Origin of the sequence: Helicobacter typhlonius (genome assembly GCF_001460635.1) — a bacterium.
Taxonomy (GTDB): domain Bacteria; phylum Campylobacterota; class Campylobacteria; order Campylobacterales; family Helicobacteraceae; genus Helicobacter_C; species Helicobacter_C typhlonius.
This window is the reverse complement of the sequence record NZ_LN907858.1, coordinates 889,047-915,686: the sequence shown is the minus strand read 5'-3', so window position 1 is coordinate 915,686 and position 26,640 is coordinate 889,047. Positions and strand designations below refer to the sequence as shown.

Below are 26,640 nucleotides of genomic sequence, written 5' to 3'. Positions count from 1 at the left end.
CATTAGTTTTAAAAATTAGAATCCTACCACTCCTCCCCAATGCCGAGCATAATGCACTTATCAAATCGCGGCAATACGCAGTAAGCATAAATCTTGCGCCCTATGCCAAAAAATTCCATATCTGTCAAATATCGTCCATCAAAATTAAGATAAAATATATGCTCATCATTTGGGGTAAGCCTTGCGCCAATGCCTACACCGCCCAAATGGCTGTATTTAATAAATTCATTAATAAAAGCCCCTATAAGCACAATGCCACCGCGCAAAGACTCTTTATCTTGCTGTGAGAGTGTGCGATAGGCACTATATTCTACAATAGGACGCGCAGGACGTGAGGAATAAAGAGGATAATCTTTCTCTAAAGTTTGCTTTTTGACTTGTTCTAAGTAAGATTCTAAAACTTCCGTATTGCGCTCTAAATAATATTCACCATTTTTTGGGAACCTAAAGGGGTTTGGCTCTTCATTTATTACAGCATTCCCCTCTGCTAAAGCTACACTAGCCCATATAAAAGCAATAAAAAAATATAGAATCTTCACAAATCCTGCTCTATCATCTTTTCAAAGCTCTTAAAATAAAGCTCACTCATCTCTTCAAGGCTAATATTAATCTCATCAACGCAAAAAATATCCCCGCCCACGCAGCCTATCTCATTCAAAGGTATTTTATGCTTTTTAGCGAGATTCATAAGTGTAGGGAGATTCTCGCCTACAACCTCTACAATAATGCAGCTTTGAGAGGGCGCAAAAAGCAAGTGAGAGGGTAAGCTCGTATGCACATTACAGCCTACAAGATTCCCTTTATCATTGCATAGAGCCATTTTAGCAAGGCTTATAGCTACTCCGCCCTCACCCACATCTTTTGCCGCACTTAGAATCCCACTATCACGCGCTTCTAGCATAAGATTCCATAAATCGAGTTCTTTTTGTAAATCTATGTGTGGTATTGCCCCATATATACGCCCCTCACACAGCTTTTGCACAAGTGAGCCGCCAAATTCAGCCCTTACCTCACCTAGCAAAACGAGCGTATTTCCTTGTGTTTGAAGAGACGAAGGCAAAGCCTTTTTGACATCATCTATCATACCTACACTCACAATACTGGGCGTGGGGTAAATATCTATGCCATCACTTTGATTGTGTAATGAGACATTCCCGCTCACCACAGGAGTATTGAGAATCTTACACGCTTCCTTAATCCCCTCGCACACCTCTTTAAAGCTCCACATCACCTCTTTATTGTGTGGGGAGCCAAAGTTGAGGCAATTACTAATCGCTAAAGGTTTCGCGCCATTGACGATTGAGTTTCGCCCTGAAGTTGCTACCGCGATTTTTGCGCCCTCTTGCGGATTAAGATAGCAATAGCGCGGATTGCAATCCACACTCATACTTAAACCTATATTGCTATTTTTTATGCGTATCATACTCGCATCGCCACTTCCTGCAGGAGTGATAGTGTTGCTTTGCACACTGCTATCATATTGACTATATACCCATTGTTTATCTGCAATTTCCACGCTAGAAAGCAGTTTGCAAAAAATCTCTTGTGTGCCTAAATCTGTCTTAATGCTATCTGCTTTATCCTTTTGGGTTGGGATTTCTCGCACAGGCATATCAAGTATTGGCGCGTTCTCGCTTAGCTCTTTAATTGGAATCTCCGCACATTTCTCTCCGTGCCAAAAAAGCTCCATAATGCCACTTTTTGTAACTTCTCCAATAATTGCTGCATCTACTTCCCATTTGGCAAAAATATCTAATACCTGTTGCTCACAACCTTTTTTAGCGCAAATAAGCATTCTCTCTTGAGATTCGCTTAGCATCAATTCATAAGGATTCATTCCTTCTTCGCGCATAGGCACTTTATCAAGGTGCATAATCATTCCGCTACCGCTGCGCCCCGCCATTTCAAAGCTCGAGCTTGTAAGCCCTGCCGCGCCCATATCTTGAATCCCAACAATTAAATCTTGCTTGAAAAGCTCTAAACACGCTTCAAGCAAAAGTTTTTCTGCAAACGGGTCGCCTACTTGCACCGCGGAACGCACAGCCTTTGAAGTAGAGCTGAAACTATCACTGCTCATCACTGCTCCACCTAACCCATCACGTCCTGTCTTACTCCCTACATAAATAACAGGATTCCCTATCCCTTCAGCTTTTCCATAAAAAATCTCATCTTTTTTGACTAATCCTAAACAAAATGCATTTACTAAGATATTACCATTATAGCAAGATTCAAAACTCATTTCTCCGCCAATGGTAGGCACACCCATACAATTTCCATAACTCCCTATGCCCTCTACCACGCCACGCAGTAAATAGCGATGTTTGCGCCCTAATGCACCTTTATCATTCACATCGCCAAATCGTATGGAGTTTAGCATCGCCACAGGACGCGCACCCATTGTGAATACATCACGCATAATGCCCCCTACTCCCGTAGCTGCCCCCGCGTGAGGTTCAATAAAACTCGGATGATTGTGGGATTCTATTTTGAAAATCGCACATAGATTATCACTAATCTCAATTACACCCGCATTTTCACCGGGACCTTGCACGACCCAAGGCGCACTCGTAGGAAAACCCTGCAAATATTTCTTGCTCGATTTATAGCTACAATGCTCACTCCACATAGCCGAAAAAATGCCTAACTCTATGAGATTTGGCGCACGATTTAAAATCTTCACTATCTCATCATAATCTGATTGTGAGAGCTTGTGAGTCTTAAGTGCCTCATCAATCTCTGCAATCTCACCCAAAAGATGTGTAATGTCTGCCATTCTCTACCTCGCACACAATGTTTATAAATCTGCTATCTGCATAAGCTCAAGCCTTAAAACCATAAAAAAGCGCGAATTTTATCATAAGTTAGCTTTTTTTTGCTTTATGGTAAAGAATGCGACAAACTGAACTCAAAAGTTATATTAAAAAGCTGAAATTTAAGTTTGCGATAAACTTTGATTAAATACAATTTACGCGCTTTAAATGCACGATAAGGAGAAAGCGCAAAATGAAGTATATTAAGTTTTTTAAAGAGCTGAATAATAAAGATGTGCCAATCGTTGGTGGCAAAAATGCAAGTATTGGAGAGATGTTTCAAGAGCTTGTGGGTGAGGGTATTAAAGTCCCTAATGGATTTGCTATCACAAGCGAAGCATATTGGTATTTGCTCGATTCTGGTGGCATACGACAAAAAATTATTGATTTGCTTGATGGCGTTGATGTAACTGAAATTGATGTACTTAAAACGCGTTCTAAAAAAATTCGTGAGCTTATTTTTGGCACACCTTTTCCTGCTGATTTGCGCGAAGAGATTTTCGAAGCATATAAAAGACTAAGTGAAGAATATGGTATGAAAGATGCTGATGTAGCCGTGCGCAGCTCTGCAACTGCTGAAGATTTGCCCGATGCAAGTTTTGCAGGACAACAAGATACATATCTCAATGTGAAAGGTAAAACAGAGCTTATACACTATGTCAAATCTTGCCTTGCTTCACTTTTTACTGATAGAGCGGTAAGTTATCGTGCTTCAAGGGGGTTTGACCACTTTAAAGTTGCCCTTTCTGTGGGAGTGCAAAAAATGGTGCGCGCGGATAAAGGAAGTGCAGGGGTGATGTTTAGTATTGATACAGAGACAGGATTCAAAGATGCGGTATTTATTACCTCATCTTGGGGGCTTGGCGAAAATGTCGTAGGCGGCACAGTTAATCCTGACGAATTTTATGTATTTAAACCTACACTTAAAGAGGGTAAGCGCCCTATCATTAAGCGACAATTAGGGCATAAACACCAAAAAATGGTTTATGCACCGCGTGGAAGCGAACACCCTACAAAAAATATCAAAACAACTCAACGCGAGATGAAAACTTTTTCTATTACAGATTCAGATATTCTCACACTTGCGCGTTATGCGATAAAAATTGAGGAGCATTACACAAAAGAGGCGGGAGAATATCGCCCTATGGATATGGAATGGGCAAAAGATGGCGATAGTGGCGAAATTTTCATCGTTCAAGCCCGCCCAGAAACCGTGCAAAGCCAAAAGAGCAAAAAAAGTGATGGGCAAAAGCTAGAAAAGTTTAAGTTCGTTAATCCCGAAATTAAAAAGGAAGTTATCCTTGTAGGTAAAGCGATTGGAAGCAAAATTGGCACAGGTAAAGTGCGTATTATCAATGACATAGAGCATATGGATAGCTTTAAAGAGGGTGAGATTCTCGTAACTGATAACACTGACCCTGATTGGGAACCAGCAATGAAAAAGGCAGCTGCGGTAATTACAAATCGTGGCGGACGCACTTGCCACGCGGCGATTGTTGCTAGAGAAATCGGTGTGCCAGCTATTGTTGGTGCGATCGGTGCAACTGATAGACTATATAGCGGTATGGAGGTAACTATTTCGTGTGCAGAGGGTGAAGAGGGCTATATCTATGATGGTATCCACGAATATGAAATTGAGAGTATTGAGCTTGACAATCTCGGCACTCCAAAAACAAAAGTTTATATGAATGTGGGTAACCCTGAAAAAGCTTTTGGTTTCTCACAGATTCCAAATCACGGCGTAGGTTTGGCGCGTATGGAGCTTATCGTGCTTAATCAAATCAAAGCACACCCTCTTGCTCTCCTTGATATCCAAAATGGCAACACAAAAGGCTTAAAGGAAAAAGCAGAGATTGAAAAGATTATGAGCGGATATGAGAATCCAAAAGATTTCTTTATGAAAAAAATCGCTGAAGGTATTGGTATGATTTGTTCGGCATTCTATCCAAATCCTGTTATCGTGCGCACAAGCGACTTTAAATCAAATGAATATCGTGGTATGCTTGGTGGAATGGGATATGAGCCACACGAAGAAAATCCAATGCTAGGTTATCGTGGAGCAAGCAGGTATTACTCTGACCAATATCGCACTGCATTCGAGTGGGAATGTCAAGCGTTAGCTATGGTGCGTAATGAAATGGGACTAACAAATATGAAAGTAATGATTCCATTTTTACGCACACCTGAAGAGGGTAAGAAAGTGCTTGAGATTATGCGGCGCAATGGTTTAGAATCTGGTAAAAACGGCTTAGAAATTTATGTTATGTGTGAATTGCCTGTAAATGTGATTTTGGCTGATGATTTTTTAAGTATGTTTGATGGATTTTCAATTGGTTCAAATGACCTTACGCAACTCACGCTTGGCGTAGATAGAGATGGGCAACTTGTAAGCCATATCTTTGATGAGCGCAATCCCGCAATGTTTGCAATGTTTAAGAAAGCTATAGAATCTTGTAAACGTCATAATAAATACATTGGTATTTGTGGGCAAGCTCCAAGTGATTACCCAGAAGTTACTGAATTTCTTGTCAAAGAGGGCATTAGCTCTATTTCACTCAATCCAGATTCTGTAATTGCTACTTGGCAAAAAGTTGTGGAAGTAGAAAAAGCATTGAAAAAATAAGAAATATCGCACACAGGATTCAAGAAATGGGTTATTTTGATTTAGATATCCATAAAATACGCGAAGAAATGATAAGTGAATATTCAAAAAGCATAAATTTTAAGCTATCTTTGTGAGAAAATCGATGAGTGGTGGGATACTCATCAACATTTAAATTCTTCTTTTCAACAGATAGCTTTTTTGAATTTTCTATTTTTGAATCTTCAAAAAGATGATTTGGCACAAATCATTCAATTTAATCTTAAAAGCCGTATTTTTGCTTTTTTTATTGATGGACTTCCTCAAAATACAGATTTAAAGAAGGACATTTATTTGGTGAGTAGGGAATGGGATTGGGTGCTATTTCACTGCATTCAGATGATATTTATGAAAGCTTAGATATTGATTTTCTATCTTTAAGTGTTTGTAGAGACATAACTTTTACGCCTACAACTTTTCTACACACCAACGATATTGTATCCAACCTTACTGATAAGGAATTTTTGAGTATGTTTAATACTAAAGCGCGATTTATATCAGGCAAAAATGTCAAAGGCAACAAAACTCAAATTAAACCACTTGCATTTTACAAGCAGGGAATAGGTGTTGGATTCAATCTAGACTTTAGGATAGACAGGAATGTTGGTGCTAATGCCTATGCAAATGCTCTAGGAATCTTTGAAAGTATTGCTACTACTTTGTTTGTGTATTTTCCACACCTTTACAATTTCTCCTTGTGCAGAGTTATCAAGAGGGCTATAATATTCTTATCCCGCTTATATTGGCGATGAATGCAAGATTTTTGCTTATGAGTGCTACACTCTCACCCTATCTCAAAAAAACAAAGTCTTGTGTGGCTAGCACTCTCAAGCATTCTTATCTGTCCATCTGTATTTAGTGGCTGTATATCGAAGTTTAAATCAATGAGCGCATATCCATTTGCTTATTTTGTTGGGCTTGGATTACCTATATGGATTGTATCGCTTATCTGCACGGGCATAGGTGCGAGTATGGGTGCAACCCTCAACTCACCAGAGTTAAGGGAAATTATCGCTCTCGTGCTACCATTGCAATTTACCGGACTTGCTGTGAAACATTATCCTAATATGAAAGAAGTAGAAGCTATTTTTGGGGTTTTCTGTTAGCTCCTTTTGTTATAGCACTTTAGCTCACATTACTACCTCCTTATTATCCCCTTTATAGTAGGTATGTTAATGTTAGCCTATGACGAGACACAAAGAGCAATATAAGACAAAGCGACATCAAACACAAACTAAGGAGCAAGAATGAGTATGTTTTGGATTCTATTACTTTTTTCAGCAATCACAATCTTTATATGCAGAATCTTACCATTCATATTTGCTAATCACGCATTACTTGGTAATACAGACGGCGCATTTTATCGATTTCTCACTTATAGCACACAAGCTATGCTCGGGGCTATCGTGTATTCTACCGCATTTTTCACACACGATATTGTAAGCTTTCTTGGTGATTTTGCCTTGATTGATGGAGTGAAACTCATACTTTTAGCTTTTGTATTCTTTGCTACTCTTTGGACTAATCGCCTATTGAGTGCATTTTTACTCGCGCTTGTCATTTTTGTGGGATTTGTGTTGGGTTTTACGTGAAGTGAGCGCGAAAAATAACTAAGCAAATTCTCAACAATCTTTCAAACACACGCGCAACACAAATAAACACCTTAGATTCTTATAGAATCTAAACAAAAATAACAGGAATATCTGGATAATTTTGGGTATTAGGATAATCTAAGCCCGGAAGTGTCGCGCTACCCACAATGGGCTTTGCATCATTTGGCATTAAGTCTTTACGCAAATATGATACTTCTATAACAGGACAAAAAAACAAATTTTCCGCAAATAACAACTCCGCATTATTATTAAAATGTGTATGGATAGGCACAAAATATTTATTTATCTTTTCTAATATGCTTAGTCGCCTTTGCGTGAGGGCTTCATCATCAGGGTAGCAATTATGAAATTCAAATAGAATCTGCGGAAAATATTGCGCTAAAAGTGCTATATCAATACCCTCTAACACCTCCCATTCCACATCTTCAATATCACATTGCAAAATGTTGTGGGCATTTTCATCAAAATGATTGTCTTTAATAATCTGCTCTAAAGTAATTGTGTTGTGAGATTCTGCTGCGCCGACAAATTTTTTAAAAAACTTAATGTTTGGGTGTTTGGGATAAGGAGAAGATTCTATACTTGCATCATACTCAAGAACTTCATAACCCATATCTGCCATTTCTAAATCAAAAGGAGAGGATTCAGATACGCCTAATGAAACAACTTTTGGAGAAGAATTGCTTTTAAGCGCGGGGGGGGGGGCATAAAAGAACATACCCACCATCAGTTTGCCCGCCGATACGCACAAGATTAAATGAAAGTGAGCGCACGGGATTTATAAGTGAGAAATAAGCAAGGGCTTTTTCTTTGTTGCGTATTATCTCTGCTTTACTAAAGCTCTTTGCTAGCTCAAGCACAACATCAAGTTTGTCGATATGAGCCACCATTTGTGCCGAGATGAGAGAATGAAGCAATTTGTCTTGTGTCTCGTATATAGCTTTAACCCGAGATGGCATCTTAATGATATTTTTCATATATCTCATATATCTACGACATTGCATAAAATCTCCTTGTATCAAAATAAGTGCGTATTGTAGCATAGTTTTACAATACCCTTAAGCTTAAGAAGTGCGTATTGCGACTTTAAATCTTTTTTATAAAGAGCCTTATGTGCGTCTATTTACTCGCATTACTTTTTTTAAAATAATCTCTCACCACTTCCCTATCATCAAAATGTATTTTTTGTGTGCCGATGATTTGATAATCCTCATCGCCCTTACCTAGAATCAGCAACACTTCATCATCTGCTAGTTCATCAAGGGCGCGGTGTATAGCTTCTTTACGATTAATCTCTACACATACGCGCTCACTCCTTTCTATCCCGTTTAAAATATCATCTATAATGCTCTGCGGGGATTCTGTGCGCGGATTATCGCTTGTAATATATATTTTATGGGCATAATATGCCGCACACGCACCCATTTTAGGACGTTTGCTTTTGTCTCTATCGCCCCCTGCACCAAAGACAACGGCAAGTTTTTGATGCCTAAAACTTTCAAAAATCTGCTTCATACCATCGTGTGTATGGGCAAAATCCACAATCACAAGCGGTTTTGTATGCACGACTTCCATACGCCCACCTACACCGCCAAAATTCCCCAAAGTCGCGGCAATAGATTCTAAAGATGTATGGGTGAGAATCTTCACTCCAGCAATACCAGCAAGAATATTATACAAATTATGTTTGCCATATAAATGCGCCTCTATCGCGCTTTTATCCACTTCATTCTTATGCTGCCACACGATATGCGCGTCTATGCCAGATTCTAAAGCATAGGCAGAAACATTCAAATGCCCTCTCTTTTCCACACCATAGTAAAACGCCTCCTTATCCGCACATCGCGCGTGTGGCTCATCAGCATTCAGCAATTTTGCACCCTCGCCCTCAAAAAAGCTATTTTTTACTCGGCGATACTCCTCAATACTTTTATGATAATCCAAGTGGTCGCTCGTAATGTTTGTGAGAATCTTCAAGGCAAACTTAAGTCCTGCTACGCGCTCTTGCTCAATGGCGTGCGAACTTGCTTCCATAATGAAAAAATCACAACTCTCTTCTTGTGCGATACACAAATCCTCATAAAGCTCGAGCAAACCGGGCGTTGTCAGCCCCTTTTGCCTTATCTGCTTGTCATTTGCAAAAAATCCTCTCGTGCCAAGCAACGCCACCTTATAGCCCAAATCAAGCAAAATCGAGTAGATAATCGCCGCGGTTGTTGTTTTGCCATTTGTGCCCGTAATCCCTACGATTTGCATTGCGGATTTGGCAAAAAGCACATCATAAAGCTCATTTGCCTCTATAATATGAATCTGCGAACAGGGAGTTTTCATAAGCCCCTTAGAATCTACACAAACTTTGCCTTTTTTGGAAACTTCATCTCCTTGAGAATCCATAGAATCCACATTAGATTCTAAATCACCCTCCGTGCTTTGCAAGGCTATGTGCTCTTGGAGTTTTGCCACAAATGGCGTGTTTTGCTTGGTTTTCACAAGGAGTAAGGAATCGAGTTTTAGTTTTTCATCTTGCGCTACTTGATTACTCAAAAACGCCTCAATCACGCGTGTATCATCGGTTAGTGCGTTATAAACTTTGCCCCTATGCTTTATGTTTTTTGTGAATATCATTGCCAACCTTTTGCAGTATTTTCTCAAATTCCTTGTCGTACATAATATTTTTCTTAAGAGATTCTATATACTCAAGCGACATATCTTGATAATCATTCTCCACCAATTGATTAAGGAACTCGTAAAAATCACCCTTGTTTGTAAAAATAATCTTCGTGCTGAAAATCAAATCCTCAAAGGCTCGTTTAAAATTATCCTTAGCTATGCGCTTAAAATCCTGATACAAAATCCCATCAATCGCGTCTGCACGGAGATTCTCTATGCCTCTTAGAAACGAAAAAATCTTATTTGTGCTTTTATCAAGACTTTGAATTGTTTTTAGAATCTGCGCCCTAGCCTTTGTCTTGCTTATCTCTTGTGAAAGTAAAATTTGGTAATACTCATATATGCCTAGAGCTTGTTCCTCAAAGTCCTGCGCCATATCCGCTAAAAGGAGCCCGATAAGTGATTCTGTATTCTCCGAATCAAGCTGTAAATTGTGTGAGAAAAGCTCAAAGGCTTGTTTGTATTGCTTTTGTATAAAAAGTGCAAAAGCTCTCTTATTGTTTTTATTGACTTCACGTCTTGTGCGTATATCTGTTAATTTTATCGCTTCCATACTGCCTCGCTTATTCTGTGCTTTCTGCCCACAAGATTCGCAAATTTTATAATGTAGTTTCTTCTCCGTGCCTAACATTCACAATGCCAATATCGGGGTGAATTTCTTCTTTTAAACGATTTTCAATAGCATACTTGAGCGTATTTGCTGAACTTGGACAGCCCTTACACGCACCCTCAAGCCTCACATACACTTTAGCATCTTTAATACCAAGCAGAGTAATATCGCCACCATCTAATGTTAATGTTGGTCGAACCTTCTGTATCACCATTTCAACGGGCATTTGCAGTTCTTCATCACTAAATGGAAACACCATAACTCCTTAAGAATCTTCATTTTATTTTGTTTCATTGCTAGAAAAACCTATTCTAGCCTATTTTTTCAAATACTTATCAAATGCCATTTTTTGCCTCATAGCGTATAATTAAGAGTGTAGAATTGTTTATAAATCACACATAAGAAGCGCATTTTCATATCAAATTCCGCTCTTATAATGAATCTTAATGCTTTTTATATATAGAATGCAACAAAACTCAAAAGGAGTAGCAATGAAAAAACTTTCAATTTTAGCCCTAATCAGTGCAATAAGTTTAGGGTTTATAGGCTGTGGTGAGGGCGAAAAACAAGCAAAGCAAGATGTTTATAAGGTAAAATTTGCCCACGTAGTGAGCGCAAACACACCCAAAGGTCAAGCTGCTGATTTTTTTGCTAAGCGCGTAGAGGAACTAAGTAATGGCAAAATCAAGGTAGAAGTTTTCCCGAGCGCACAACTTGTTGATGATGATAAAGTCTTTCAAGAGCTTACGCGTAATAATGTGCAAATGGCAGCACCGAGCTTTTCAAAATTTACCCCTATCGCGAAAGAGTTTAATATTTGGGATGTGCCGTTTTTATTCCGCGATACAGAGCATTTGCATAAGGTAATGGATGGTGAAGTGGGGCAGATTCTAAAAGATATAATTTCTAAGCGGGGCATTGTTGCATTAGATTATTGGGACGCAGGTTTTAAACAATTTAGCACGAATAAAAAGCCTATTGTCCTCCCAGAAGATGCGAAAGGGCAAAAAATGCGTATTATGAGCTCAAAAGTGCTAGAGGAGCAAACAAAGGCAATTGGTGCGATTCCACAAGTGTTACCTTTTGGCGAAGTATATTCTGCACTCTCTACCGGTGTGGTCGATGCGGCTGAGAATCCTCTCTCAAACCTCTATAACTCAAAGTTTTATGAAGTGCAAAGCTCTGTTACACTCTCAAACCACGGCTATTTGGGTTATTTGGTAGTTGTAAGTGATGGATTTTGGAAGCAACTCCCTGATGATTTAAAAGATATTTTCACTCAAGCTTTACACGAGGCTACAGAGTTTGAACGCATAGAGAGTGAAAAAGAGGAAAAGATTCTATTAGAAAAGCTAAAAAAAGACGATGCAACAAAAACACAGATTTTTACCCTCACAGACGAGCAAATCGCTACTTGGAAAGAGAATATGCAGGCTATTTATCCTAAGTTTTATAACATCGTGGGACAAGACTTGATTGAAAAAGTATTGCAAGTAGAATAAGGGTAATTGAGGTTGAAAAATGCTTTCTTTTATTGCTAAACCATTTGTGTGGGCTCACCATAACCCACGCGTTCTTCGAATCTTTGCTATCTTAGATAAGATTATCGCCTCTATCAATAAAACTATTGCGGTAATGGGCTTAACCATTGGTGTGCTTATCACAGCAATAAATGTATTCTGCCGCTACCTCACAGGGCTTTTTCCCGATACTTTCCAGCTCTCACTTACTTGGGCAGAGGAAGTTGCGCGCTATTGCTTTTTGTGGTCGGCGTTTTTTGGCGCAGCGTATGGATTTAGAAAAGGTGTGCATATTAGCGTAACTATGCTTTTAGATAAATTTCCTCCAAAGCTCGCTAAAGCTTGTGTAATATCTATACATATCATCAATTCTCTTTTTCTTGCATTTATGGCTTATGCTGGGATTATGGTGTGCTATGATAATTATATGCTTGGCTATATGAGCGAGGCTCTGCATAATGTGCCCTTATGGATTTTCTTGCTTTGTTTACCTTTTGCTTTTTTTGGCGCAACTTATCGTTCGATTGAAAAAATCTATGAAGTATCTTGGACAGACGCAGACAAGGTTGTAAGAAACGCAGAAACTGAAATGATACACGATTCAGTCATAAAAAATTAGTAGGGCTATCAATGAGTGTCGCATATTTATTGCTTGTGTTGTTTGGGTTGCTTCTTTTGGGAGTACCCGTAAGTATTGCCTTAGGCGTAAGTGCCATAAGTGCGCTTTTCTTTTTTACTTCATATAATATTGTTGGCTCGGCTGAAATTATGTTTAATGGCTTGAAACCTGCGCTTATGGCAATTCCTATGTTTATCTTAGCTGGCTCTTTGATGAGCAAAGGTAGCTCAGCTCAACGCATTATTAGCTTTGCTACTTCGCTTGTGGGGCATTTGCCCGGTGGGTTGCCTATGAGTGCGATTTTGGCTTGTATCATCTTTGCTGCGGTAAGTGGCAGCTCTCCTGCAACCGTTATCGCTGTTGGTTCAGTGATGTTTGTGGCTATTAAAAACGCTGGTTACCCTAAAAGCTATGCTGTGGGTGCAGTCACCTCCGCGGGGAGCTTGGGGATTCTTATTCCGCCTTCTGTGGTAATGATTGTCTATGGCGTAACTGCCGAAGTATCGATTGAGAAGCTATTTATAGCTGGGATAGTCCCAGGTGTAATGATAGGTGCTATGATGATGCTCTATGCCTACATAGGTGCAAAAAGGCTGGGATTCAAAGCAAGCAAACCTGAAAGCTTTAAAATAAGATTTAAAAAATTCCGCGAAGCGTTTTGGGCTTTACTTATCATTTTTGTCATCATTGGTGGTATTTATGGGGGTATTTTCACCGCCACAGAAGCCGCGGGTATTAGCGCGGTGTATGCGTTTATCATCTCTGTTTTTGTATATAAAGACATTAAGTTTAAAGAACTTTATGGTGTTTTTTTAGACGCGGCAATTACCACTGCGATGATATTTTTCATCATCGGCTTCGCTGTCGTTTTCGCACATTTTTTGACAAATGAGAGAATCCCTCATCTCATCGCCGAATTCCTCGTGGCACAAAATATGAGCTGGTGGGCATTCCTCATACTTGTTAATCTCGTGCTATTTGTTATGGGGCAGTTTATGGAGCCAAGCTCTGTCATTATGATTATGACACCCTTACTCCTACCTATCGCATTAGCCTTAGGTATTGACCCCATACACTTTGGTATCGTTATGGTTGTCAATATGGAGCTAGGAATGCTCACACCGCCTGTGGGACTAAATCTTTTTGTGGCAAGCTCACTTACTGGACTAAGTCTCAAGGATGTAACAAGTGCCGTGTTGCCTTGGCTTTGCGTGATGCTGGTTGGCTTGCTACTTATTACATATATCCCGCAAATCTCTCTCTGGTTGCCAAACCAAATTTAATCAAGCTAAAGGAGGTTTTATGGAGTTCAAAGACATAAAGCACATAGAAAAAGCGCAGAAATTTAATCGCGAAGACGGCATTAAGATATTTGTTGTCCTCATATTTTTCTTAGTCATTTCGCTCATTGCTATATTTGTTCATACAGGACACAACACACTTCTGCTCGTGTTTGCTACTATCGTAGGCGGCTATATGGCGATGAATATTGGCGCGAACGATGTGGCAAATAATGTCGGTCCAGCTGTGGGCTCTCAAGCCATAACGCTTGTAGGCGCGATTATCATAGCGGCTATTTGTGAAGCAATGGGAGCTATCATCGCTGGTGGAGAGGTGGTAAGCACCATCAAATCCGGTATCGTAGATGCTAGCCAAATTACAGAATCTAGAATTTTTCTCGCACTTATGTTAGCCGCCCTACTCTCTGCTGCGGTATGGCTATAAAAGAACATACCCACCATCAGTTTGCCCGCCGATACGCACAAGATTAAATGAAAGTGAGCGCACGGGATTTATAAGTGAGAAATAAGCAAGGGCTTTTTCTTTGTTGCGTATTATCTCTGCTTTACTAAAGCTCTTTGCTAGCTCAAGCACAACATCAAGTTTGTCGATATGAGCCACCATTTGTGCCGAGATGAGAGAATGAAGCAATTTGTCTTGTGTCTCGTATATAGCTTTAACCCGAGATGGCATCTTAATGATATTTTTCATATATCTCATATATCTACGACATTGCATAAAATCTCCTTGTATCAAAATAAGTGCGTATTGTAGCATAGTTTTACAATACCCTTAAGCTTAAGAAGTGCGTATTGCGACTTTAAATCTTTTTTATAAAGAGCCTTATGTGCGTCTATTTACTCGCATTACTTTTTTTAAAATAATCTCTCACCACTTCCCTATCATCAAAATGTATTTTTTGTGTGCCGATGATTTGATAATCCTCATCGCCCTTACCTAGAATCAGCAACACTTCATCATCTGCTAGTTCATCAAGGGCGCGGTGTATAGCTTCTTTACGATTAATCTCTACACATACGCGCTCACTCCTTTCTATCCCGTTTAAAATATCATCTATAATGCTCTGCGGGGATTCTGTGCGCGGATTATCGCTTGTAATATATATTTTATGGGCATAATATGCCGCACACGCACCCATTTTAGGACGTTTGCTTTTGTCTCTATCGCCCCCTGCACCAAAGACAACGGCAAGTTTTTGATGCCTAAAACTTTCAAAAATCTGCTTCATACCATCGTGTGTATGGGCAAAATCCACAATCACAAGCGGTTTTGTATGCACGACTTCCATACGCCCACCTACACCGCCAAAATTCCCCAAAGTCGCGGCAATAGATTCTAAAGATGTATGGGTGAGAATCTTCACTCCAGCAATACCAGCAAGAATATTATACAAATTATGTTTGCCATATAAATGCGCCTCTATCGCGCTTTTATCCACTTCATTCTTATGCTGCCACACGATATGCGCGTCTATGCCAGATTCTAAAGCATAGGCAGAAACATTCAAATGCCCTCTCTTTTCCACACCATAGTAAAACGCCTCCTTATCCGCACATCGCGCGTGTGGCTCATCAGCATTCAGCAATTTTGCACCCTCGCCCTCAAAAAAGCTATTTTTTACTCGGCGATACTCCTCAATACTTTTATGATAATCCAAGTGGTCGCTCGTAATGTTTGTGAGAATCTTCAAGGCAAACTTAAGTCCTGCTACGCGCTCTTGCTCAATGGCGTGCGAACTTGCTTCCATAATGAAAAAATCACAACTCTCTTCTTGTGCGATACACAAATCCTCATAAAGCTCGAGCAAACCGGGCGTTGTCAGCCCCTTTTGCCTTATCTGCTTGTCATTTGCAAAAAATCCTCTCGTGCCAAGCAACGCCACCTTATAGCCCAAATCAAGCAAAATCGAGTAGATAATCGCCGCGGTTGTTGTTTTGCCATTTGTGCCCGTAATCCCTACGATTTGCATTGCGGATTTGGCAAAAAGCACATCATAAAGCTCATTTGCCTCTATAATATGAATCTGCGAACAGGGAGTTTTCATAAGCCCCTTAGAATCTACACAAACTTTGCCTTTTTTGGAAACTTCATCTCCTTGAGAATCCATAGAATCCACATTAGATTCTAAATCACCCTCCGTGCTTTGCAAGGCTATGTGCTCTTGGAGTTTTGCCACAAATGGCGTGTTTTGCTTGGTTTTCACAAGGAGTAAGGAATCGAGTTTTAGTTTTTCATCTTGCGCTACTTGATTACTCAAAAACGCCTCAATCACGCGTGTATCATCGGTTAGTGCGTTATAAACTTTGCCCCTATGCTTTATGTTTTTTGTGAATATCATTGCCAACCTTTTGCAGTATTTTCTCAAATTCCTTGTCGTACATAATATTTTTCTTAAGAGATTCTATATACTCAAGCGACATATCTTGATAATCATTCTCCACCAATTGATTAAGGAACTCGTAAAAATCACCCTTGTTTGTAAAAATAATCTTCGTGCTGAAAATCAAATCCTCAAAGGCTCGTTTAAAATTATCCTTAGCTATGCGCTTAAAATCCTGATACAAAATCCCATCAATCGCGTCTGCACGGAGATTCTCTATGCCTCTTAGAAACGAAAAAATCTTATTTGTGCTTTTATCAAGACTTTGAATTGTTTTTAGAATCTGCGCCCTAGCCTTTGTCTTGCTTATCTCTTGTGAAAGTAAAATTTGGTAATACTCATATATGCCTAGAGCTTGTTCCTCAAAGTCCTGCGCCATATCCGCTAAAAGGAGCCCGATAAGTGATTCTGTATTCTCCGAATCAAGCTGTAAATTGTGTGAGAAAAGCTCAAAGGCTTGTTTGTATTGCTTTTGTATAAAAAGTGCAAAAGCTCTCTTATTGTTTTTATTGACTTCACGTCTTGTGCGTATATCTGTTAATTTTATCGCTTCCATACTGCCTCGCTTATTCTGTGCTTTCTGCCCACAAGATTCGCAAATTTTATAATGTAGTTTCTTCTCCGTGCCTAACATTCACAATGCCAATATCGGGGTGAATTTCTTCTTTTAAACGATTTTCAATAGCATACTTGAGCGTATTTGCTGAACTTGGACAGCCCTTACACGCACCCTCAAGCCTCACATACACTTTAGCATCTTTAATACCAAGCAGAGTAATATCGCCACCATCTAATGTTAATGTTGGTCGAACCTTCTGTATCACCATTTCAACGGGCATTTGCAGTTCTTCATCACTAAATGGAAACACCATAACTCCTTAAGAATCTTCATTTTATTTTGTTTCATTGCTAGAAAAACCTATTCTAGCCTATTTTTTCAAATACTTATCAAATGCCATTTTTTGCCTCATAGCGTATAATTAAGAGTGTAGAATTGTTTATAAATCACACATAAGAAGCGCATTTTCATATCAAATTCCGCTCTTATAATGAATCTTAATGCTTTTTATATATAGAATGCAACAAAACTCAAAAGGAGTAGCAATGAAAAAACTTTCAATTTTAGCCCTAATCAGTGCAATAAGTTTAGGGTTTATAGGCTGTGGTGAGGGCGAAAAACAAGCAAAGCAAGATGTTTATAAGGTAAAATTTGCCCACGTAGTGAGCGCAAACACACCCAAAGGTCAAGCTGCTGATTTTTTTGCTAAGCGCGTAGAGGAACTAAGTAATGGCAAAATCAAGGTAGAAGTTTTCCCGAGCGCACAACTTGTTGATGATGATAAAGTCTTTCAAGAGCTTACGCGTAATAATGTGCAAATGGCAGCACCGAGCTTTTCAAAATTTACCCCTATCGCGAAAGAGTTTAATATTTGGGATGTGCCGTTTTTATTCCGCGATACAGAGCATTTGCATAAGGTAATGGATGGTGAAGTGGGGCAGATTCTAAAAGATATAATTTCTAAGCGGGGCATTGTTGCATTAGATTATTGGGACGCAGGTTTTAAACAATTTAGCACGAATAAAAAGCCTATTGTCCTCCCAGAAGATGCGAAAGGGCAAAAAATGCGTATTATGAGCTCAAAAGTGCTAGAGGAGCAAACAAAGGCAATTGGTGCGATTCCACAAGTGTTACCTTTTGGCGAAGTATATTCTGCACTCTCTACCGGTGTGGTCGATGCGGCTGAGAATCCTCTCTCAAACCTCTATAACTCAAAGTTTTATGAAGTGCAAAGCTCTGTTACACTCTCAAACCACGGCTATTTGGGTTATTTGGTAGTTGTAAGTGATGGATTTTGGAAGCAACTCCCTGATGATTTAAAAGATATTTTCACTCAAGCTTTACACGAGGCTACAGAGTTTGAACGCATAGAGAGTGAAAAAGAGGAAAAGATTCTATTAGAAAAGCTAAAAAAAGACGATGCAACAAAAACACAGATTTTTACCCTCACAGACGAGCAAATCGCTACTTGGAAAGAGAATATGCAGGCTATTTATCCTAAGTTTTATAACATCGTGGGACAAGACTTGATTGAAAAAGTATTGCAAGTAGAATAAGGGTAATTGAGGTTGAAAAATGCTTTCTTTTATTGCTAAACCATTTGTGTGGGCTCACCATAACCCACGCGTTCTTCGAATCTTTGCTATCTTAGATAAGATTATCGCCTCTATCAATAAAACTATTGCGGTAATGGGCTTAACCATTGGTGTGCTTATCACAGCAATAAATGTATTCTGCCGCTACCTCACAGGGCTTTTTCCCGATACTTTCCAGCTCTCACTTACTTGGGCAGAGGAAGTTGCGCGCTATTGCTTTTTGTGGTCGGCGTTTTTTGGCGCAGCGTATGGATTTAGAAAAGGTGTGCATATTAGCGTAACTATGCTTTTAGATAAATTTCCTCCAAAGCTCGCTAAAGCTTGTGTAATATCTATACATATCATCAATTCTCTTTTTCTTGCATTTATGGCTTATGCTGGGATTATGGTGTGCTATGATAATTATATGCTTGGCTATATGAGCGAGGCTCTGCATAATGTGCCCTTATGGATTTTCTTGCTTTGTTTACCTTTTGCTTTTTTTGGCGCAACTTATCGTTCGATTGAAAAAATCTATGAAGTATCTTGGACAGACGCAGACAAGGTTGTAAGAAACGCAGAAACTGAAATGATACACGATTCAGTCATAAAAAATTAGTAGGGCTATCAATGAGTGTCGCATATTTATTGCTTGTGTTGTTTGGGTTGCTTCTTTTGGGAGTACCCGTAAGTATTGCCTTAGGCGTAAGTGCCATAAGTGCGCTTTTCTTTTTTACTTCATATAATATTGTTGGCTCGGCTGAAATTATGTTTAATGGCTTGAAACCTGCGCTTATGGCAATTCCTATGTTTATCTTAGCTGGCTCTTTGATGAGCAAAGGTAGCTCAGCTCAACGCATTATTAGCTTTGCTACTTCGCTTGTGGGGCATTTGCCCGGTGGGTTGCCTATGAGTGCGATTTTGGCTTGTATCATCTTTGCTGCGGTAAGTGGCAGCTCTCCTGCAACCGTTATCGCTGTTGGTTCAGTGATGTTTGTGGCTATTAAAAACGCTGGTTACCCTAAAAGCTATGCTGTGGGTGCAGTCACCTCCGCGGGGAGCTTGGGGATTCTTATTCCGCCTTCTGTGGTAATGATTGTCTATGGCGTAACTGCCGAAGTATCGATTGAGAAGCTATTTATAGCTGGGATAGTCCCAGGTGTAATGATAGGTGCTATGATGATGCTCTATGCCTACATAGGTGCAAAAAGGCTGGGATTCAAAGCAAGCAAACCTGAAAGCTTTAAAATAAGATTTAAAAAATTCCGCGAAGCGTTTTGGGCTTTACTTATCATTTTTGTCATCATTGGTGGTATTTATGGGGGTATTTTCACCGCCACAGAAGCCGCGGGTATTAGCGCGGTGTATGCGTTTATCATCTCTGTTTTTGTATATAAAGACATTAAGTTTAAAGAACTTTATGGTGTTTTTTTAGACGCGGCAATTACCACTGCGATGATATTTTTCATCATCGGCTTCGCTGTCGTTTTCGCACATTTTTTGACAAATGAGAGAATCCCTCATCTCATCGCCGAATTCCTCGTGGCACAAAATATGAGCTGGTGGGCATTCCTCATACTTGTTAATCTCGTGCTATTTGTTATGGGGCAGTTTATGGAGCCAAGCTCTGTCATTATGATTATGACACCCTTACTCCTACCTATCGCATTAGCCTTAGGTATTGACCCCATACACTTTGGTATCGTTATGGTTGTCAATATGGAGCTAGGAATGCTCACACCGCCTGTGGGACTAAATCTTTTTGTGGCAAGCTCACTTACTGGACTAAGTCTCAAGGATGTAACAAGTGCCGTGTTGCCTTGGCTTTGCGTGATGCTGGTTGGCTTGCTACTTATTACATATATCCCGCAAATCTCTCTCTGGTTGCCAAACCAAATTTAATCAAGCTAAAGGAGGTTTTATGGAGTTCAAAGACATAAAGCACATAGAAAAAGCGCAGAAATTTAATCGCGAAGACGGCATTAAGATATTTGTTGTCCTCATATTTTTCTTAGTCATTTCGCTCATTGCTATATTTGTTCATACAGGACACAACACACTTCTGCTCGTGTTTGCTACTATCGTAGGCGGCTATATGGCGATGAATATTGGCGCGAACGATGTGGCAAATAATGTCGGTCCAGCTGTGGGCTCTCAAGCCATAACGCTTGTAGGCGCGATTATCATAGCGGCTATTTGTGAAGCAATGGGAGCTATCATCGCTGGTGGAGAGGTGGTAAGCACCATCAAATCCGGTATCGTAGATGCTAGCCAAATTACAGAATCTAGAATTTTTCTCGCACTTATGTTAGCCGCCCTACTCTCTGCTGCGGTATGGCTATAAAAGAACATACCCACCATCAGTTTGCCCGCCGATACGCACAAGATTAAATGAAAGTGAGCGCACGGGATTTATAAGTGAGAAATAAGCAAGGGCTTTTTCTTTGTTGCGTATTATCTCTGCTTTACTAAAGCTCTTTGCTAGCTCAAGCACAACATCAAGTTTGTCGATATGAGCCACCATTTGTGCCGAGATGAGAGAATGAAGCAATTTGTCTTGTGTCTCGTATATAGCTTTAACCCGAGATGGCATCTTAATGATATTTTTCATATATCTCATATATCTACGACATTGCATAAAATCTCCTTGTATCAAAATAAGTGCGTATTGTAGCATAGTTTTACAATACCCTTAAGCTTAAGAAGTGCGTATTGCGACTTTAAATCTTTTTTATAAAGAGCCTTATGTGCGTCTATTTACTCGCATTACTTTTTTTAAAATAATCTCTCACCACTTCCCTATCATCAAAATGTATTTTTTGTGTGCCGATGATTTGATAATCCTCATCGCCCTTACCTAGAATCAGCAACACTTCATCATCTGCTAGTTCATCAAGGGCGCGGTGTATAGCTTCTTTACGATTAATCTCTACACATACGCGCTCACTCCTTTCTATCCCGTTTAAAATATCATCTATAATGCTCTGCGGGGATTCTGTGCGCGGATTATCGCTTGTAATATATATTTTATGGGCATAATATGCCGCACACGCACCCATTTTAGGACGTTTGCTTTTGTCTCTATCGCCCCCTGCACCAAAGACAACGGCAAGTTTTTGATGCCTAAAACTTTCAAAAATCTGCTTCATACCATCGTGTGTATGGGCAAAATCCACAATCACAAGCGGTTTTGTATGCACGACTTCCATACGCCCACCTACACCGCCAAAATTCCCCAAAGTCGCGGCAATAGATTCTAAAGATGTATGGGTGAGAATCTTCACTCCAGCAATACCAGCAAGAATATTATACAAATTATGTTTGCCATATAAATGCGCCTCTATCGCGCTTTTATCCACTTCATTCTTATGCTGCCACACGATATGCGCGTCTATGCCAGATTCTAAAGCATAGGCAGAAACATTCAAATGCCCTCTCTTTTCCACACCATAGTAAAACGCCTCCTTATCCGCACATCGCGCGTGTGGCTCATCAGCATTCAGCAATTTTGCACCCTCGCCCTCAAAAAAGCTATTTTTTACTCGGCGATACTCCTCAATACTTTTATGATAATCCAAGTGGTCGCTCGTAATGTTTGTGAGAATCTTCAAGGCAAACTTAAGTCCTGCTACGCGCTCTTGCTCAATGGCGTGCGAACTTGCTTCCATAATGAAAAAATCACAACTCTCTTCTTGTGCGATACACAAATCCTCATAAAGCTCGAGCAAACCGGGCGTTGTCAGCCCCTTTTGCCTTATCTGCTTGTCATTTGCAAAAAATCCTCTCGTGCCAAGCAACGCCACCTTATAGCCCAAATCAAGCAAAATCGAGTAGATAATCGCCGCGGTTGTTGTTTTGCCATTTGTGCCCGTAATCCCTACGATTTGCATTGCGGATTTGGCAAAAAGCACATCATAAAGCTCATTTGCCTCTATAATATGAATCTGCGAACAGGGAGTTTTCATAAGCCCCTTAGAATCTACACAAACTTTGCCTTTTTTGGAAACTTCATCTCCTTGAGAATCCATAGAATCCACATTAGATTCTAAATCACCCTCCGTGCTTTGCAAGGCTATGTGCTCTTGGAGTTTTGCCACAAATGGCGTGTTTTGCTTGGTTTTCACAAGGAGTAAGGAATCGAGTTTTAGTTTTTCATCTTGCGCTACTTGATTACTCAAAAACGCCTCAATCACGCGTGTATCATCGGTTAGTGCGTTATAAACTTTGCCCCTATGCTTTATGTTTTTTGTGAATATCATTGCCAACCTTTTGCAGTATTTTCTCAAATTCCTTGTCGTACATAATATTTTTCTTAAGAGATTCTATATACTCAAGCGACATATCTTGATAATCATTCTCCACCAATTGATTAAGGAACTCGTAAAAATCACCCTTGTTTGTAAAAATAATCTTCGTGCTGAAAATCAAATCCTCAAAGGCTCGTTTAAAATTATCCTTAGCTATGCGCTTAAAATCCTGATACAAAATCCCATCAATCGCGTCTGCACGGAGATTCTCTATGCCTCTTAGAAACGAAAAAATCTTATTTGTGCTTTTATCAAGACTTTGAATTGTTTTTAGAATCTGCGCCCTAGCCTTTGTCTTGCTTATCTCTTGTGAAAGTAAAATTTGGTAATACTCATATATGCCTAGAGCTTGTTCCTCAAAGTCCTGCGCCATATCCGCTAAAAGGAGCCCGATAAGTGATTCTGTATTCTCCGAATCAAGCTGTAAATTGTGTGAGAAAAGCTCAAAGGCTTGTTTGTATTGCTTTTGTATAAAAAGTGCAAAAGCTCTCTTATTGTTTTTATTGACTTCACGTCTTGTGCGTATATCTGTTAATTTTATCGCTTCCATACTGCCTCGCTTATTCTGTGCTTTCTGCCCACAAGATTCGCAAATTTTATAATGTAGTTTCTTCTCCGTGCCTAACATTCACAATGCCAATATCGGGGTGAATTTCTTCTTTTAAACGATTTTCAATAGCATACTTGAGCGTATTTGCTGAACTTGGACAGCCCTTACACGCACCCTCAAGCCTCACATACACTTTAGCATCTTTAATACCAAGCAGAGTAATATCGCCACCATCTAATGTTAATGTTGGTCGAACCTTCTGTATCACCATTTCAACGGGCATTTGCAGTTCTTCATCACTAAATGGAAACACCATAACTCCTTAAGAATCTTCATTTTATTTTGTTTCATTGCTAGAAAAACCTATTCTAGCCTATTTTTTCAAATACTTATCAAATGCCATTTTTTGCCTCATAGCGTATAATTAAGAGTGTAGAATTGTTTATAAATCACACATAAGAAGCGCATTTTCATATCAAATTCCGCTCTTATAATGAATCTTAATGCTTTTTATATATAGAATGCAACAAAACTCAAAAGGAGTAGCAATGAAAAAACTTTCAATTTTAGCCCTAATCAGTGCAATAAGTTTAGGGTTTATAGGCTGTGGTGAGGGCGAAAAACAAGCAAAGCAAGATGTTTATAAGGTAAAATTTGCCCACGTAGTGAGCGCAAACACACCCAAAGGTCAAGCTGCTGATTTTTTTGCTAAGCGCGTAGAGGAACTAAGTAATGGCAAAATCAAGGTAGAAGTTTTCCCGAGCGCACAACTTGTTGATGATGATAAAGTCTTTCAAGAGCTTACGCGTAATAATGTGCAAATGGCAGCACCGAGCTTTTCAAAATTTACCCCTATCGCGAAAGAGTTTAATATTTGGGATGTGCCGTTTTTATTCCGCGATACAGAGCATTTGCATAAGGTAATGGATGGTGAAGTGGGGCAGATTCTAAAAGATATAATTTCTAAGCGGGGCATTGTTGCATTAGATTATTGGGACGCAGGTTTTAAACAATTTAGCACGAATAAAAAGCCTATTGTCCTCCCAGAAGATGCGAAAGGGCAAAAAATGCGTATTATGAGCTCAAAAGTGCTAGAGGAGCAAACAAAGGCAATTGGTGCGATTCCACAAGTGTTACCTTTTGGCGAAGTATATTCTGCACTCTCTACCGGTGTGGTCGATGCGGCTGAGAATCCTCTCTCAAACCTCTATAACTCAAAGTTTTATGAAGTGCAAAGCTCTGTTACACTCTCAAACCACGGCTATTTGGGTTATTTGGTAGTTGTAAGTGATGGATTTTGGAAGCAACTCCCTGATGATTTAAAAGATATTTTCACTCAAGCTTTACACGAGGCTACAGAGTTTGAACGCATAGAGAGTGAAAAAGAGGAAAAGATTCTATTAGAAAAGCTAAAAAAAGACGATGCAACAAAAACACAGATTTTTACCCTCACAGACGAGCAAATCGCTACTTGGAAAGAGAATATGCAGGCTATTTATCCTAAGTTTTATAACATCGTGGGACAAGACTTGATTGAAAAAGTATTGCAAGTAGAATAAGGGTAATTGAGGTTGAAAAATGCTTTCTTTTATTGCTAAACCATTTGTGTGGGCTCACCATAACCCACGCGTTCTTCGAATCTTTGCTATCTTAGATAAGATTATCGCCTCTATCAATAAAACTATTGCGGTAATGGGCTTAACCATTGGTGTGCTTATCACAGCAATAAATGTATTCTGCCGCTACCTCACAGGGCTTTTTCCCGATACTTTCCAGCTCTCACTTACTTGGGCAGAGGAAGTTGCGCGCTATTGCTTTTTGTGGTCGGCGTTTTTTGGCGCAGCGTATGGATTTAGAAAAGGTGTGCATATTAGCGTAACTATGCTTTTAGATAAATTTCCTCCAAAGCTCGCTAAAGCTTGTGTAATATCTATACATATCATCAATTCTCTTTTTCTTGCATTTATGGCTTATGCTGGGATTATGGTGTGCTATGATAATTATATGCTTGGCTATATGAGCGAGGCTCTGCATAATGTGCCCTTATGGATTTTCTTGCTTTGTTTACCTTTTGCTTTTTTTGGCGCAACTTATCGTTCGATTGAAAAAATCTATGAAGTATCTTGGACAGACGCAGACAAGGTTGTAAGAAACGCAGAAACTGAAATGATACACGATTCAGTCATAAAAAATTAGTAGGGCTATCAATGAGTGTCGCATATTTATTGCTTGTGTTGTTTGGGTTGCTTCTTTTGGGAGTACCCGTAAGTATTGCCTTAGGCGTAAGTGCCATAAGTGCGCTTTTCTTTTTTACTTCATATAATATTGTTGGCTCGGCTGAAATTATGTTTAATGGCTTGAAACCTGCGCTTATGGCAATTCCTATGTTTATCTTAGCTGGCTCTTTGATGAGCAAAGGTAGCTCAGCTCAACGCATTATTAGCTTTGCTACTTCGCTTGTGGGGCATTTGCCCGGTGGGTTGCCTATGAGTGCGATTTTGGCTTGTATCATCTTTGCTGCGGTAAGTGGCAGCTCTCCTGCAACCGTTATCGCTGTTGGTTCAGTGATGTTTGTGGCTATTAAAAACGCTGGTTACCCTAAAAGCTATGCTGTGGGTGCAGTCACCTCCGCGGGGAGCTTGGGGATTCTTATTCCGCCTTCTGTGGTAATGATTGTCTATGGCGTAACTGCCGAAGTATCGATTGAGAAGCTATTTATAGCTGGGATAGTCCCAGGTGTAATGATAGGTGCTATGATGATGCTCTATGCCTACATAGGTGCAAAAAGGCTGGGATTCAAAGCAAGCAAACCTGAAAGCTTTAAAATAAGATTTAAAAAATTCCGCGAAGCGTTTTGGGCTTTACTTATCATTTTTGTCATCATTGGTGGTATTTATGGGGGTATTTTCACCGCCACAGAAGCCGCGGGTATTAGCGCGGTGTATGCGTTTATCATCTCTGTTTTTGTATATAAAGACATTAAGTTTAAAGAACTTTATGGTGTTTTTTTAGACGCGGCAATTACCACTGCGATGATATTTTTCATCATCGGCTTCGCTGTCGTTTTCGCACATTTTTTGACAAATGAGAGAATCCCTCATCTCATCGCCGAATTCCTCGTGGCACAAAATATGAGCTGGTGGGCATTCCTCATACTTGTTAATCTCGTGCTATTTGTTATGGGGCAGTTTATGGAGCCAAGCTCTGTCATTATGATTATGACACCCTTACTCCTACCTATCGCATTAGCCTTAGGTATTGACCCCATACACTTTGGTATCGTTATGGTTGTCAATATGGAGCTAGGAATGCTCACACCGCCTGTGGGACTAAATCTTTTTGTGGCAAGCTCACTTACTGGACTAAGTCTCAAGGATGTAACAAGTGCCGTGTTGCCTTGGCTTTGCGTGATGCTGGTTGGCTTGCTACTTATTACATATATCCCGCAAATCTCTCTCTGGTTGCCAAACCAAATTTAATCAAGC

The 26,640-nt window shown here is 39.8% G+C and carries 30 protein-coding genes; 15 read left to right on the top strand and 15 right to left on the bottom strand.

Annotated elements, in window-relative coordinates; translation table 11 throughout:
- Positions 1–23 precede the first annotated feature (23 nt).
- Both BN2458_RS04540 and purL read right to left on the bottom strand, forming a co-directional pair.
- Positions 24–539 carry a hypothetical protein gene (locus BN2458_RS04540; protein ID WP_052082233.1) on the bottom strand — a complete coding sequence of 172 codons (516 nt, stop codon included), beginning with the start codon at positions 537–539 and terminating at the stop codon, positions 24–26.
- Positions 536–2,773, bottom strand: coding sequence for a phosphoribosylformylglycinamidine synthase subunit PurL (purL, locus tag BN2458_RS04535; RefSeq protein WP_034326560.1), 2,238 nt, complete (start codon positions 2,771–2,773; stop codon positions 536–538). The genes BN2458_RS04540 and purL overlap by 4 nt, the downstream gene beginning before the upstream one ends.
- A gap of 230 nt (positions 2,774–3,003) precedes the next feature.
- Here purL and ppsA point away from each other — a divergent pair, with 230 nt between their 5' ends.
- The 4 genes from ppsA (at position 3,004) to BN2458_RS04510 (ending at position 7,043) form a co-directional block, all read left to right on the top strand.
- Complete coding sequence (gene ppsA, locus BN2458_RS04530; protein WP_034326559.1) at positions 3,004–5,433, top strand: pyruvate, water dikinase; 2,430 nt, start codon at positions 3,004–3,006, stop codon at positions 5,431–5,433.
- A 332-nt stretch (positions 5,434–5,765) separates the two neighbouring features.
- Positions 5,766–6,203 carry a hypothetical protein gene (locus BN2458_RS09925; RefSeq protein ID WP_138117660.1) on the top strand — a complete coding sequence of 146 codons (438 nt, stop codon included), beginning with the start codon at positions 5,766–5,768 and terminating at the stop codon, positions 6,201–6,203.
- 21 nt (positions 6,204–6,224) lie between these two features.
- Positions 6,225–6,557 (top strand): hypothetical protein, encoded by a 333-nt coding sequence (locus BN2458_RS04515; protein WP_052082231.1) that lies wholly within the window; start codon positions 6,225–6,227, stop codon positions 6,555–6,557.
- Between the two features lie 141 nt (positions 6,558–6,698).
- Entirely contained in the window at positions 6,699–7,043 is a 345-nt protein-coding gene (locus tag BN2458_RS04510) for an AzlD domain-containing protein (RefSeq protein WP_052082230.1), read from the top strand.
- Between the two features lie 88 nt (positions 7,044–7,131).
- Here BN2458_RS04510 and BN2458_RS09725 read toward each other — a convergent pair whose 3' ends face one another.
- From BN2458_RS09725 to BN2458_RS04485, 5 genes are all read right to left on the bottom strand, one after another.
- On the bottom strand, positions 7,132–7,791 hold the full coding sequence (locus tag BN2458_RS09725) for a hypothetical protein (RefSeq protein ID WP_231944863.1): 660 nt from the start codon (positions 7,789–7,791) through the stop codon (positions 7,132–7,134).
- Positions 7,751–8,068 (bottom strand): hypothetical protein, encoded by a 318-nt coding sequence (locus BN2458_RS09720; RefSeq protein WP_052082229.1) that lies wholly within the window; start codon positions 8,066–8,068, stop codon positions 7,751–7,753. The genes BN2458_RS09725 and BN2458_RS09720 overlap by 41 nt, the downstream gene beginning before the upstream one ends.
- 115 nt (positions 8,069–8,183) lie before the next feature.
- Entirely contained in the window at positions 8,184–9,689 is a 1,506-nt protein-coding gene (locus BN2458_RS04495) for a UDP-N-acetylmuramoyl-L-alanyl-D-glutamate--2,6-diaminopimelate ligase (protein ID WP_034343926.1), read from the bottom strand.
- Positions 9,661–10,365 carry a hypothetical protein gene (locus tag BN2458_RS04490; RefSeq protein ID WP_231944862.1) on the bottom strand — a complete coding sequence of 235 codons (705 nt, stop codon included), beginning with the start codon at positions 10,363–10,365 and terminating at the stop codon, positions 9,661–9,663. Before BN2458_RS04490 ends, BN2458_RS04495 begins: the two co-directional genes overlap by 29 nt.
- Positions 10,334–10,600: a NifU family protein gene (locus BN2458_RS04485; protein WP_034343924.1), complete on the bottom strand. Its 267-nt coding sequence runs from the start codon at positions 10,598–10,600 to the stop codon at positions 10,334–10,336. Before BN2458_RS04485 ends, BN2458_RS04490 begins: the two co-directional genes overlap by 32 nt.
- A 235-nt stretch (positions 10,601–10,835) precedes the next feature.
- Between BN2458_RS04485 and BN2458_RS04480 the strand changes: the two genes are divergently transcribed.
- From BN2458_RS04480 to BN2458_RS04465, 4 genes are read left to right on the top strand one after another with little or no spacing between them, the layout of a single operon-like run.
- The gene (locus BN2458_RS04480; RefSeq protein ID WP_034326550.1) at positions 10,836–11,846 is read left to right on the top strand and encodes a DctP family TRAP transporter solute-binding subunit; all 1,011 of its coding nucleotides are present in this window, start codon (positions 10,836–10,838) and stop codon (positions 11,844–11,846) included.
- Positions 11,847–11,865: 19 nt separating this feature from the next.
- On the top strand, positions 11,866–12,483 hold the full coding sequence (locus BN2458_RS04475) for a TRAP transporter small permease (protein WP_034326548.1): 618 nt from the start codon (positions 11,866–11,868) through the stop codon (positions 12,481–12,483).
- Positions 12,484–12,494: 11 nt separating this feature from the next.
- Positions 12,495–13,766 carry a TRAP transporter large permease gene (locus BN2458_RS04470; RefSeq protein WP_034326546.1) on the top strand — a complete coding sequence of 424 codons (1,272 nt, stop codon included), beginning with the start codon at positions 12,495–12,497 and terminating at the stop codon, positions 13,764–13,766.
- Positions 13,767–13,785: 19 nt separating this feature from the next.
- Positions 13,786–14,208 carry an inorganic phosphate transporter gene (locus BN2458_RS04465; protein WP_058122054.1) on the top strand — a complete coding sequence of 141 codons (423 nt, stop codon included), beginning with the start codon at positions 13,786–13,788 and terminating at the stop codon, positions 14,206–14,208.
- Here the strand turns inward: BN2458_RS04465 and BN2458_RS04460 are convergent.
- The 4 genes from BN2458_RS04460 to BN2458_RS04445 form a co-directional block, all read right to left on the bottom strand.
- A complete protein-coding gene (locus BN2458_RS04460) occupies positions 14,203–14,502 on the bottom strand; it encodes a hypothetical protein (RefSeq protein ID WP_058122053.1) in 300 nt (99 codons plus the stop codon). The two genes, BN2458_RS04465 and BN2458_RS04460, sit on opposite strands and share 6 nt — an antisense overlap.
- Positions 14,503–14,617: 115 nt before the next feature.
- Positions 14,618–16,123, bottom strand: coding sequence for a UDP-N-acetylmuramoyl-L-alanyl-D-glutamate--2,6-diaminopimelate ligase (locus BN2458_RS04455; protein ID WP_034343926.1), 1,506 nt, complete (start codon positions 16,121–16,123; stop codon positions 14,618–14,620).
- Positions 16,095–16,799 carry a hypothetical protein gene (locus BN2458_RS04450; RefSeq protein ID WP_231944862.1) on the bottom strand — a complete coding sequence of 235 codons (705 nt, stop codon included), beginning with the start codon at positions 16,797–16,799 and terminating at the stop codon, positions 16,095–16,097. The genes BN2458_RS04455 and BN2458_RS04450 overlap by 29 nt, the downstream gene beginning before the upstream one ends.
- Positions 16,768–17,034, bottom strand: coding sequence for a NifU family protein (locus BN2458_RS04445; protein ID WP_034343924.1), 267 nt, complete (start codon positions 17,032–17,034; stop codon positions 16,768–16,770). The genes BN2458_RS04450 and BN2458_RS04445 overlap by 32 nt, the downstream gene beginning before the upstream one ends.
- Before the next feature lie 235 nt (positions 17,035–17,269).
- Between BN2458_RS04445 and BN2458_RS04440 the strand changes: the two genes are divergently transcribed.
- From BN2458_RS04440 to BN2458_RS04425, 4 genes are read left to right on the top strand one after another with little or no spacing between them, the layout of a single operon-like run.
- Entirely contained in the window at positions 17,270–18,280 is a 1,011-nt protein-coding gene (locus BN2458_RS04440) for a DctP family TRAP transporter solute-binding subunit (RefSeq protein WP_034326550.1), read from the top strand.
- A 19-nt stretch (positions 18,281–18,299) separates the two neighbouring features.
- On the top strand, positions 18,300–18,917 hold the full coding sequence (locus tag BN2458_RS04435; RefSeq protein WP_034326548.1) for a TRAP transporter small permease: 618 nt from the start codon (positions 18,300–18,302) through the stop codon (positions 18,915–18,917).
- Positions 18,918–18,928: 11 nt separating this feature from the next.
- Positions 18,929–20,200: a TRAP transporter large permease gene (locus BN2458_RS04430; protein WP_034326546.1), complete on the top strand. Its 1,272-nt coding sequence runs from the start codon at positions 18,929–18,931 to the stop codon at positions 20,198–20,200.
- A 19-nt stretch (positions 20,201–20,219) separates the two neighbouring features.
- Positions 20,220–20,642 carry an inorganic phosphate transporter gene (locus tag BN2458_RS04425; protein WP_058122054.1) on the top strand — a complete coding sequence of 141 codons (423 nt, stop codon included), beginning with the start codon at positions 20,220–20,222 and terminating at the stop codon, positions 20,640–20,642.
- On the opposite strand, the gene BN2458_RS04420 is transcribed toward BN2458_RS04425, so the two are convergent.
- The 4 genes from BN2458_RS04420 to BN2458_RS04405 all read right to left on the bottom strand — a co-directional run bounded on the left by BN2458_RS04420 (position 20,637) and on the right by BN2458_RS04405 (position 23,468).
- Positions 20,637–20,936, bottom strand: coding sequence for a hypothetical protein (locus BN2458_RS04420; protein ID WP_058122053.1), 300 nt, complete (start codon positions 20,934–20,936; stop codon positions 20,637–20,639). The genes BN2458_RS04425 and BN2458_RS04420 overlap by 6 nt on opposite strands.
- Positions 20,937–21,051: 115 nt before the next feature.
- Positions 21,052–22,557 carry a UDP-N-acetylmuramoyl-L-alanyl-D-glutamate--2,6-diaminopimelate ligase gene (locus tag BN2458_RS04415; RefSeq protein ID WP_034343926.1) on the bottom strand — a complete coding sequence of 502 codons (1,506 nt, stop codon included), beginning with the start codon at positions 22,555–22,557 and terminating at the stop codon, positions 21,052–21,054.
- Positions 22,529–23,233 (bottom strand): hypothetical protein, encoded by a 705-nt coding sequence (locus BN2458_RS04410; RefSeq protein ID WP_231944862.1) that lies wholly within the window; start codon positions 23,231–23,233, stop codon positions 22,529–22,531. The genes BN2458_RS04415 and BN2458_RS04410 overlap by 29 nt, the downstream gene beginning before the upstream one ends.
- Positions 23,202–23,468 (bottom strand): NifU family protein, encoded by a 267-nt coding sequence (locus tag BN2458_RS04405; protein WP_034343924.1) that lies wholly within the window; start codon positions 23,466–23,468, stop codon positions 23,202–23,204. Before BN2458_RS04405 ends, BN2458_RS04410 begins: the two co-directional genes overlap by 32 nt.
- Positions 23,469–23,703: 235 nt before the next feature.
- Between BN2458_RS04405 and BN2458_RS04400 the strand changes: the two genes are divergently transcribed.
- The 3 genes from BN2458_RS04400 to BN2458_RS04390 are packed head-to-tail and all read left to right on the top strand — an operon-like array spanning position 23,704 to position 26,634.
- Positions 23,704–24,714 (top strand): DctP family TRAP transporter solute-binding subunit, encoded by a 1,011-nt coding sequence (locus BN2458_RS04400; protein WP_034326550.1) that lies wholly within the window; start codon positions 23,704–23,706, stop codon positions 24,712–24,714.
- Between the two features lie 19 nt (positions 24,715–24,733).
- On the top strand, positions 24,734–25,351 hold the full coding sequence (locus tag BN2458_RS04395) for a TRAP transporter small permease (RefSeq protein WP_034326548.1): 618 nt from the start codon (positions 24,734–24,736) through the stop codon (positions 25,349–25,351).
- 11 nt (positions 25,352–25,362) lie between these two features.
- On the top strand, positions 25,363–26,634 hold the full coding sequence (locus BN2458_RS04390) for a TRAP transporter large permease (RefSeq protein WP_034326546.1): 1,272 nt from the start codon (positions 25,363–25,365) through the stop codon (positions 26,632–26,634).
- The last annotated feature ends 6 nt before the right edge of the window (positions 26,635–26,640 follow it).

Coding starts and splice junctions, on each gene's coding strand:
- purL (WP_034326560.1), bottom strand. CDS start 2,773: ATGGCAGACATTACACATCTTTTGGGTGAGATTGCAGAGATTGATGAG.
- ppsA (WP_034326559.1), top strand. CDS start 3,004: ATGAAGTATATTAAGTTTTTTAAAGAGCTGAATAATAAAGATGTGCCA.
- BN2458_RS04510 (WP_052082230.1), top strand. CDS start 6,699: ATGAGTATGTTTTGGATTCTATTACTTTTTTCAGCAATCACAATCTTT.
- BN2458_RS09725 (WP_231944863.1), bottom strand. CDS start 7,791: ATGGTGGGTATGTTCTTTTATGCCCCCCCCCCCGCGCTTAAAAGCAAT.
- BN2458_RS09720 (WP_052082229.1), bottom strand. CDS start 8,068: ATGCAATGTCGTAGATATATGAGATATATGAAAAATATCATTAAGATG.
- BN2458_RS04495 (WP_034343926.1), bottom strand. CDS start 9,689: ATGATATTCACAAAAAACATAAAGCATAGGGGCAAAGTTTATAACGCA.
- BN2458_RS04490 (WP_231944862.1), bottom strand. CDS start 10,365: ATGTTAGGCACGGAGAAGAAACTACATTATAAAATTTGCGAATCTTGT.
- BN2458_RS04480 (WP_034326550.1), top strand. CDS start 10,836: ATGAAAAAACTTTCAATTTTAGCCCTAATCAGTGCAATAAGTTTAGGG.
- BN2458_RS04475 (WP_034326548.1), top strand. CDS start 11,866: ATGCTTTCTTTTATTGCTAAACCATTTGTGTGGGCTCACCATAACCCA.
- BN2458_RS04470 (WP_034326546.1), top strand. CDS start 12,495: ATGAGTGTCGCATATTTATTGCTTGTGTTGTTTGGGTTGCTTCTTTTG.
- BN2458_RS04465 (WP_058122054.1), top strand. CDS start 13,786: ATGGAGTTCAAAGACATAAAGCACATAGAAAAAGCGCAGAAATTTAAT.
- BN2458_RS04460 (WP_058122053.1), bottom strand. CDS start 14,502: ATGCAATGTCGTAGATATATGAGATATATGAAAAATATCATTAAGATG.
- BN2458_RS04455 (WP_034343926.1), bottom strand. CDS start 16,123: ATGATATTCACAAAAAACATAAAGCATAGGGGCAAAGTTTATAACGCA.
- BN2458_RS04450 (WP_231944862.1), bottom strand. CDS start 16,799: ATGTTAGGCACGGAGAAGAAACTACATTATAAAATTTGCGAATCTTGT.
- BN2458_RS04440 (WP_034326550.1), top strand. CDS start 17,270: ATGAAAAAACTTTCAATTTTAGCCCTAATCAGTGCAATAAGTTTAGGG.
- BN2458_RS04435 (WP_034326548.1), top strand. CDS start 18,300: ATGCTTTCTTTTATTGCTAAACCATTTGTGTGGGCTCACCATAACCCA.
- BN2458_RS04430 (WP_034326546.1), top strand. CDS start 18,929: ATGAGTGTCGCATATTTATTGCTTGTGTTGTTTGGGTTGCTTCTTTTG.
- BN2458_RS04425 (WP_058122054.1), top strand. CDS start 20,220: ATGGAGTTCAAAGACATAAAGCACATAGAAAAAGCGCAGAAATTTAAT.
- BN2458_RS04420 (WP_058122053.1), bottom strand. CDS start 20,936: ATGCAATGTCGTAGATATATGAGATATATGAAAAATATCATTAAGATG.
- BN2458_RS04415 (WP_034343926.1), bottom strand. CDS start 22,557: ATGATATTCACAAAAAACATAAAGCATAGGGGCAAAGTTTATAACGCA.
- BN2458_RS04410 (WP_231944862.1), bottom strand. CDS start 23,233: ATGTTAGGCACGGAGAAGAAACTACATTATAAAATTTGCGAATCTTGT.
- BN2458_RS04400 (WP_034326550.1), top strand. CDS start 23,704: ATGAAAAAACTTTCAATTTTAGCCCTAATCAGTGCAATAAGTTTAGGG.
- BN2458_RS04395 (WP_034326548.1), top strand. CDS start 24,734: ATGCTTTCTTTTATTGCTAAACCATTTGTGTGGGCTCACCATAACCCA.
- BN2458_RS04390 (WP_034326546.1), top strand. CDS start 25,363: ATGAGTGTCGCATATTTATTGCTTGTGTTGTTTGGGTTGCTTCTTTTG.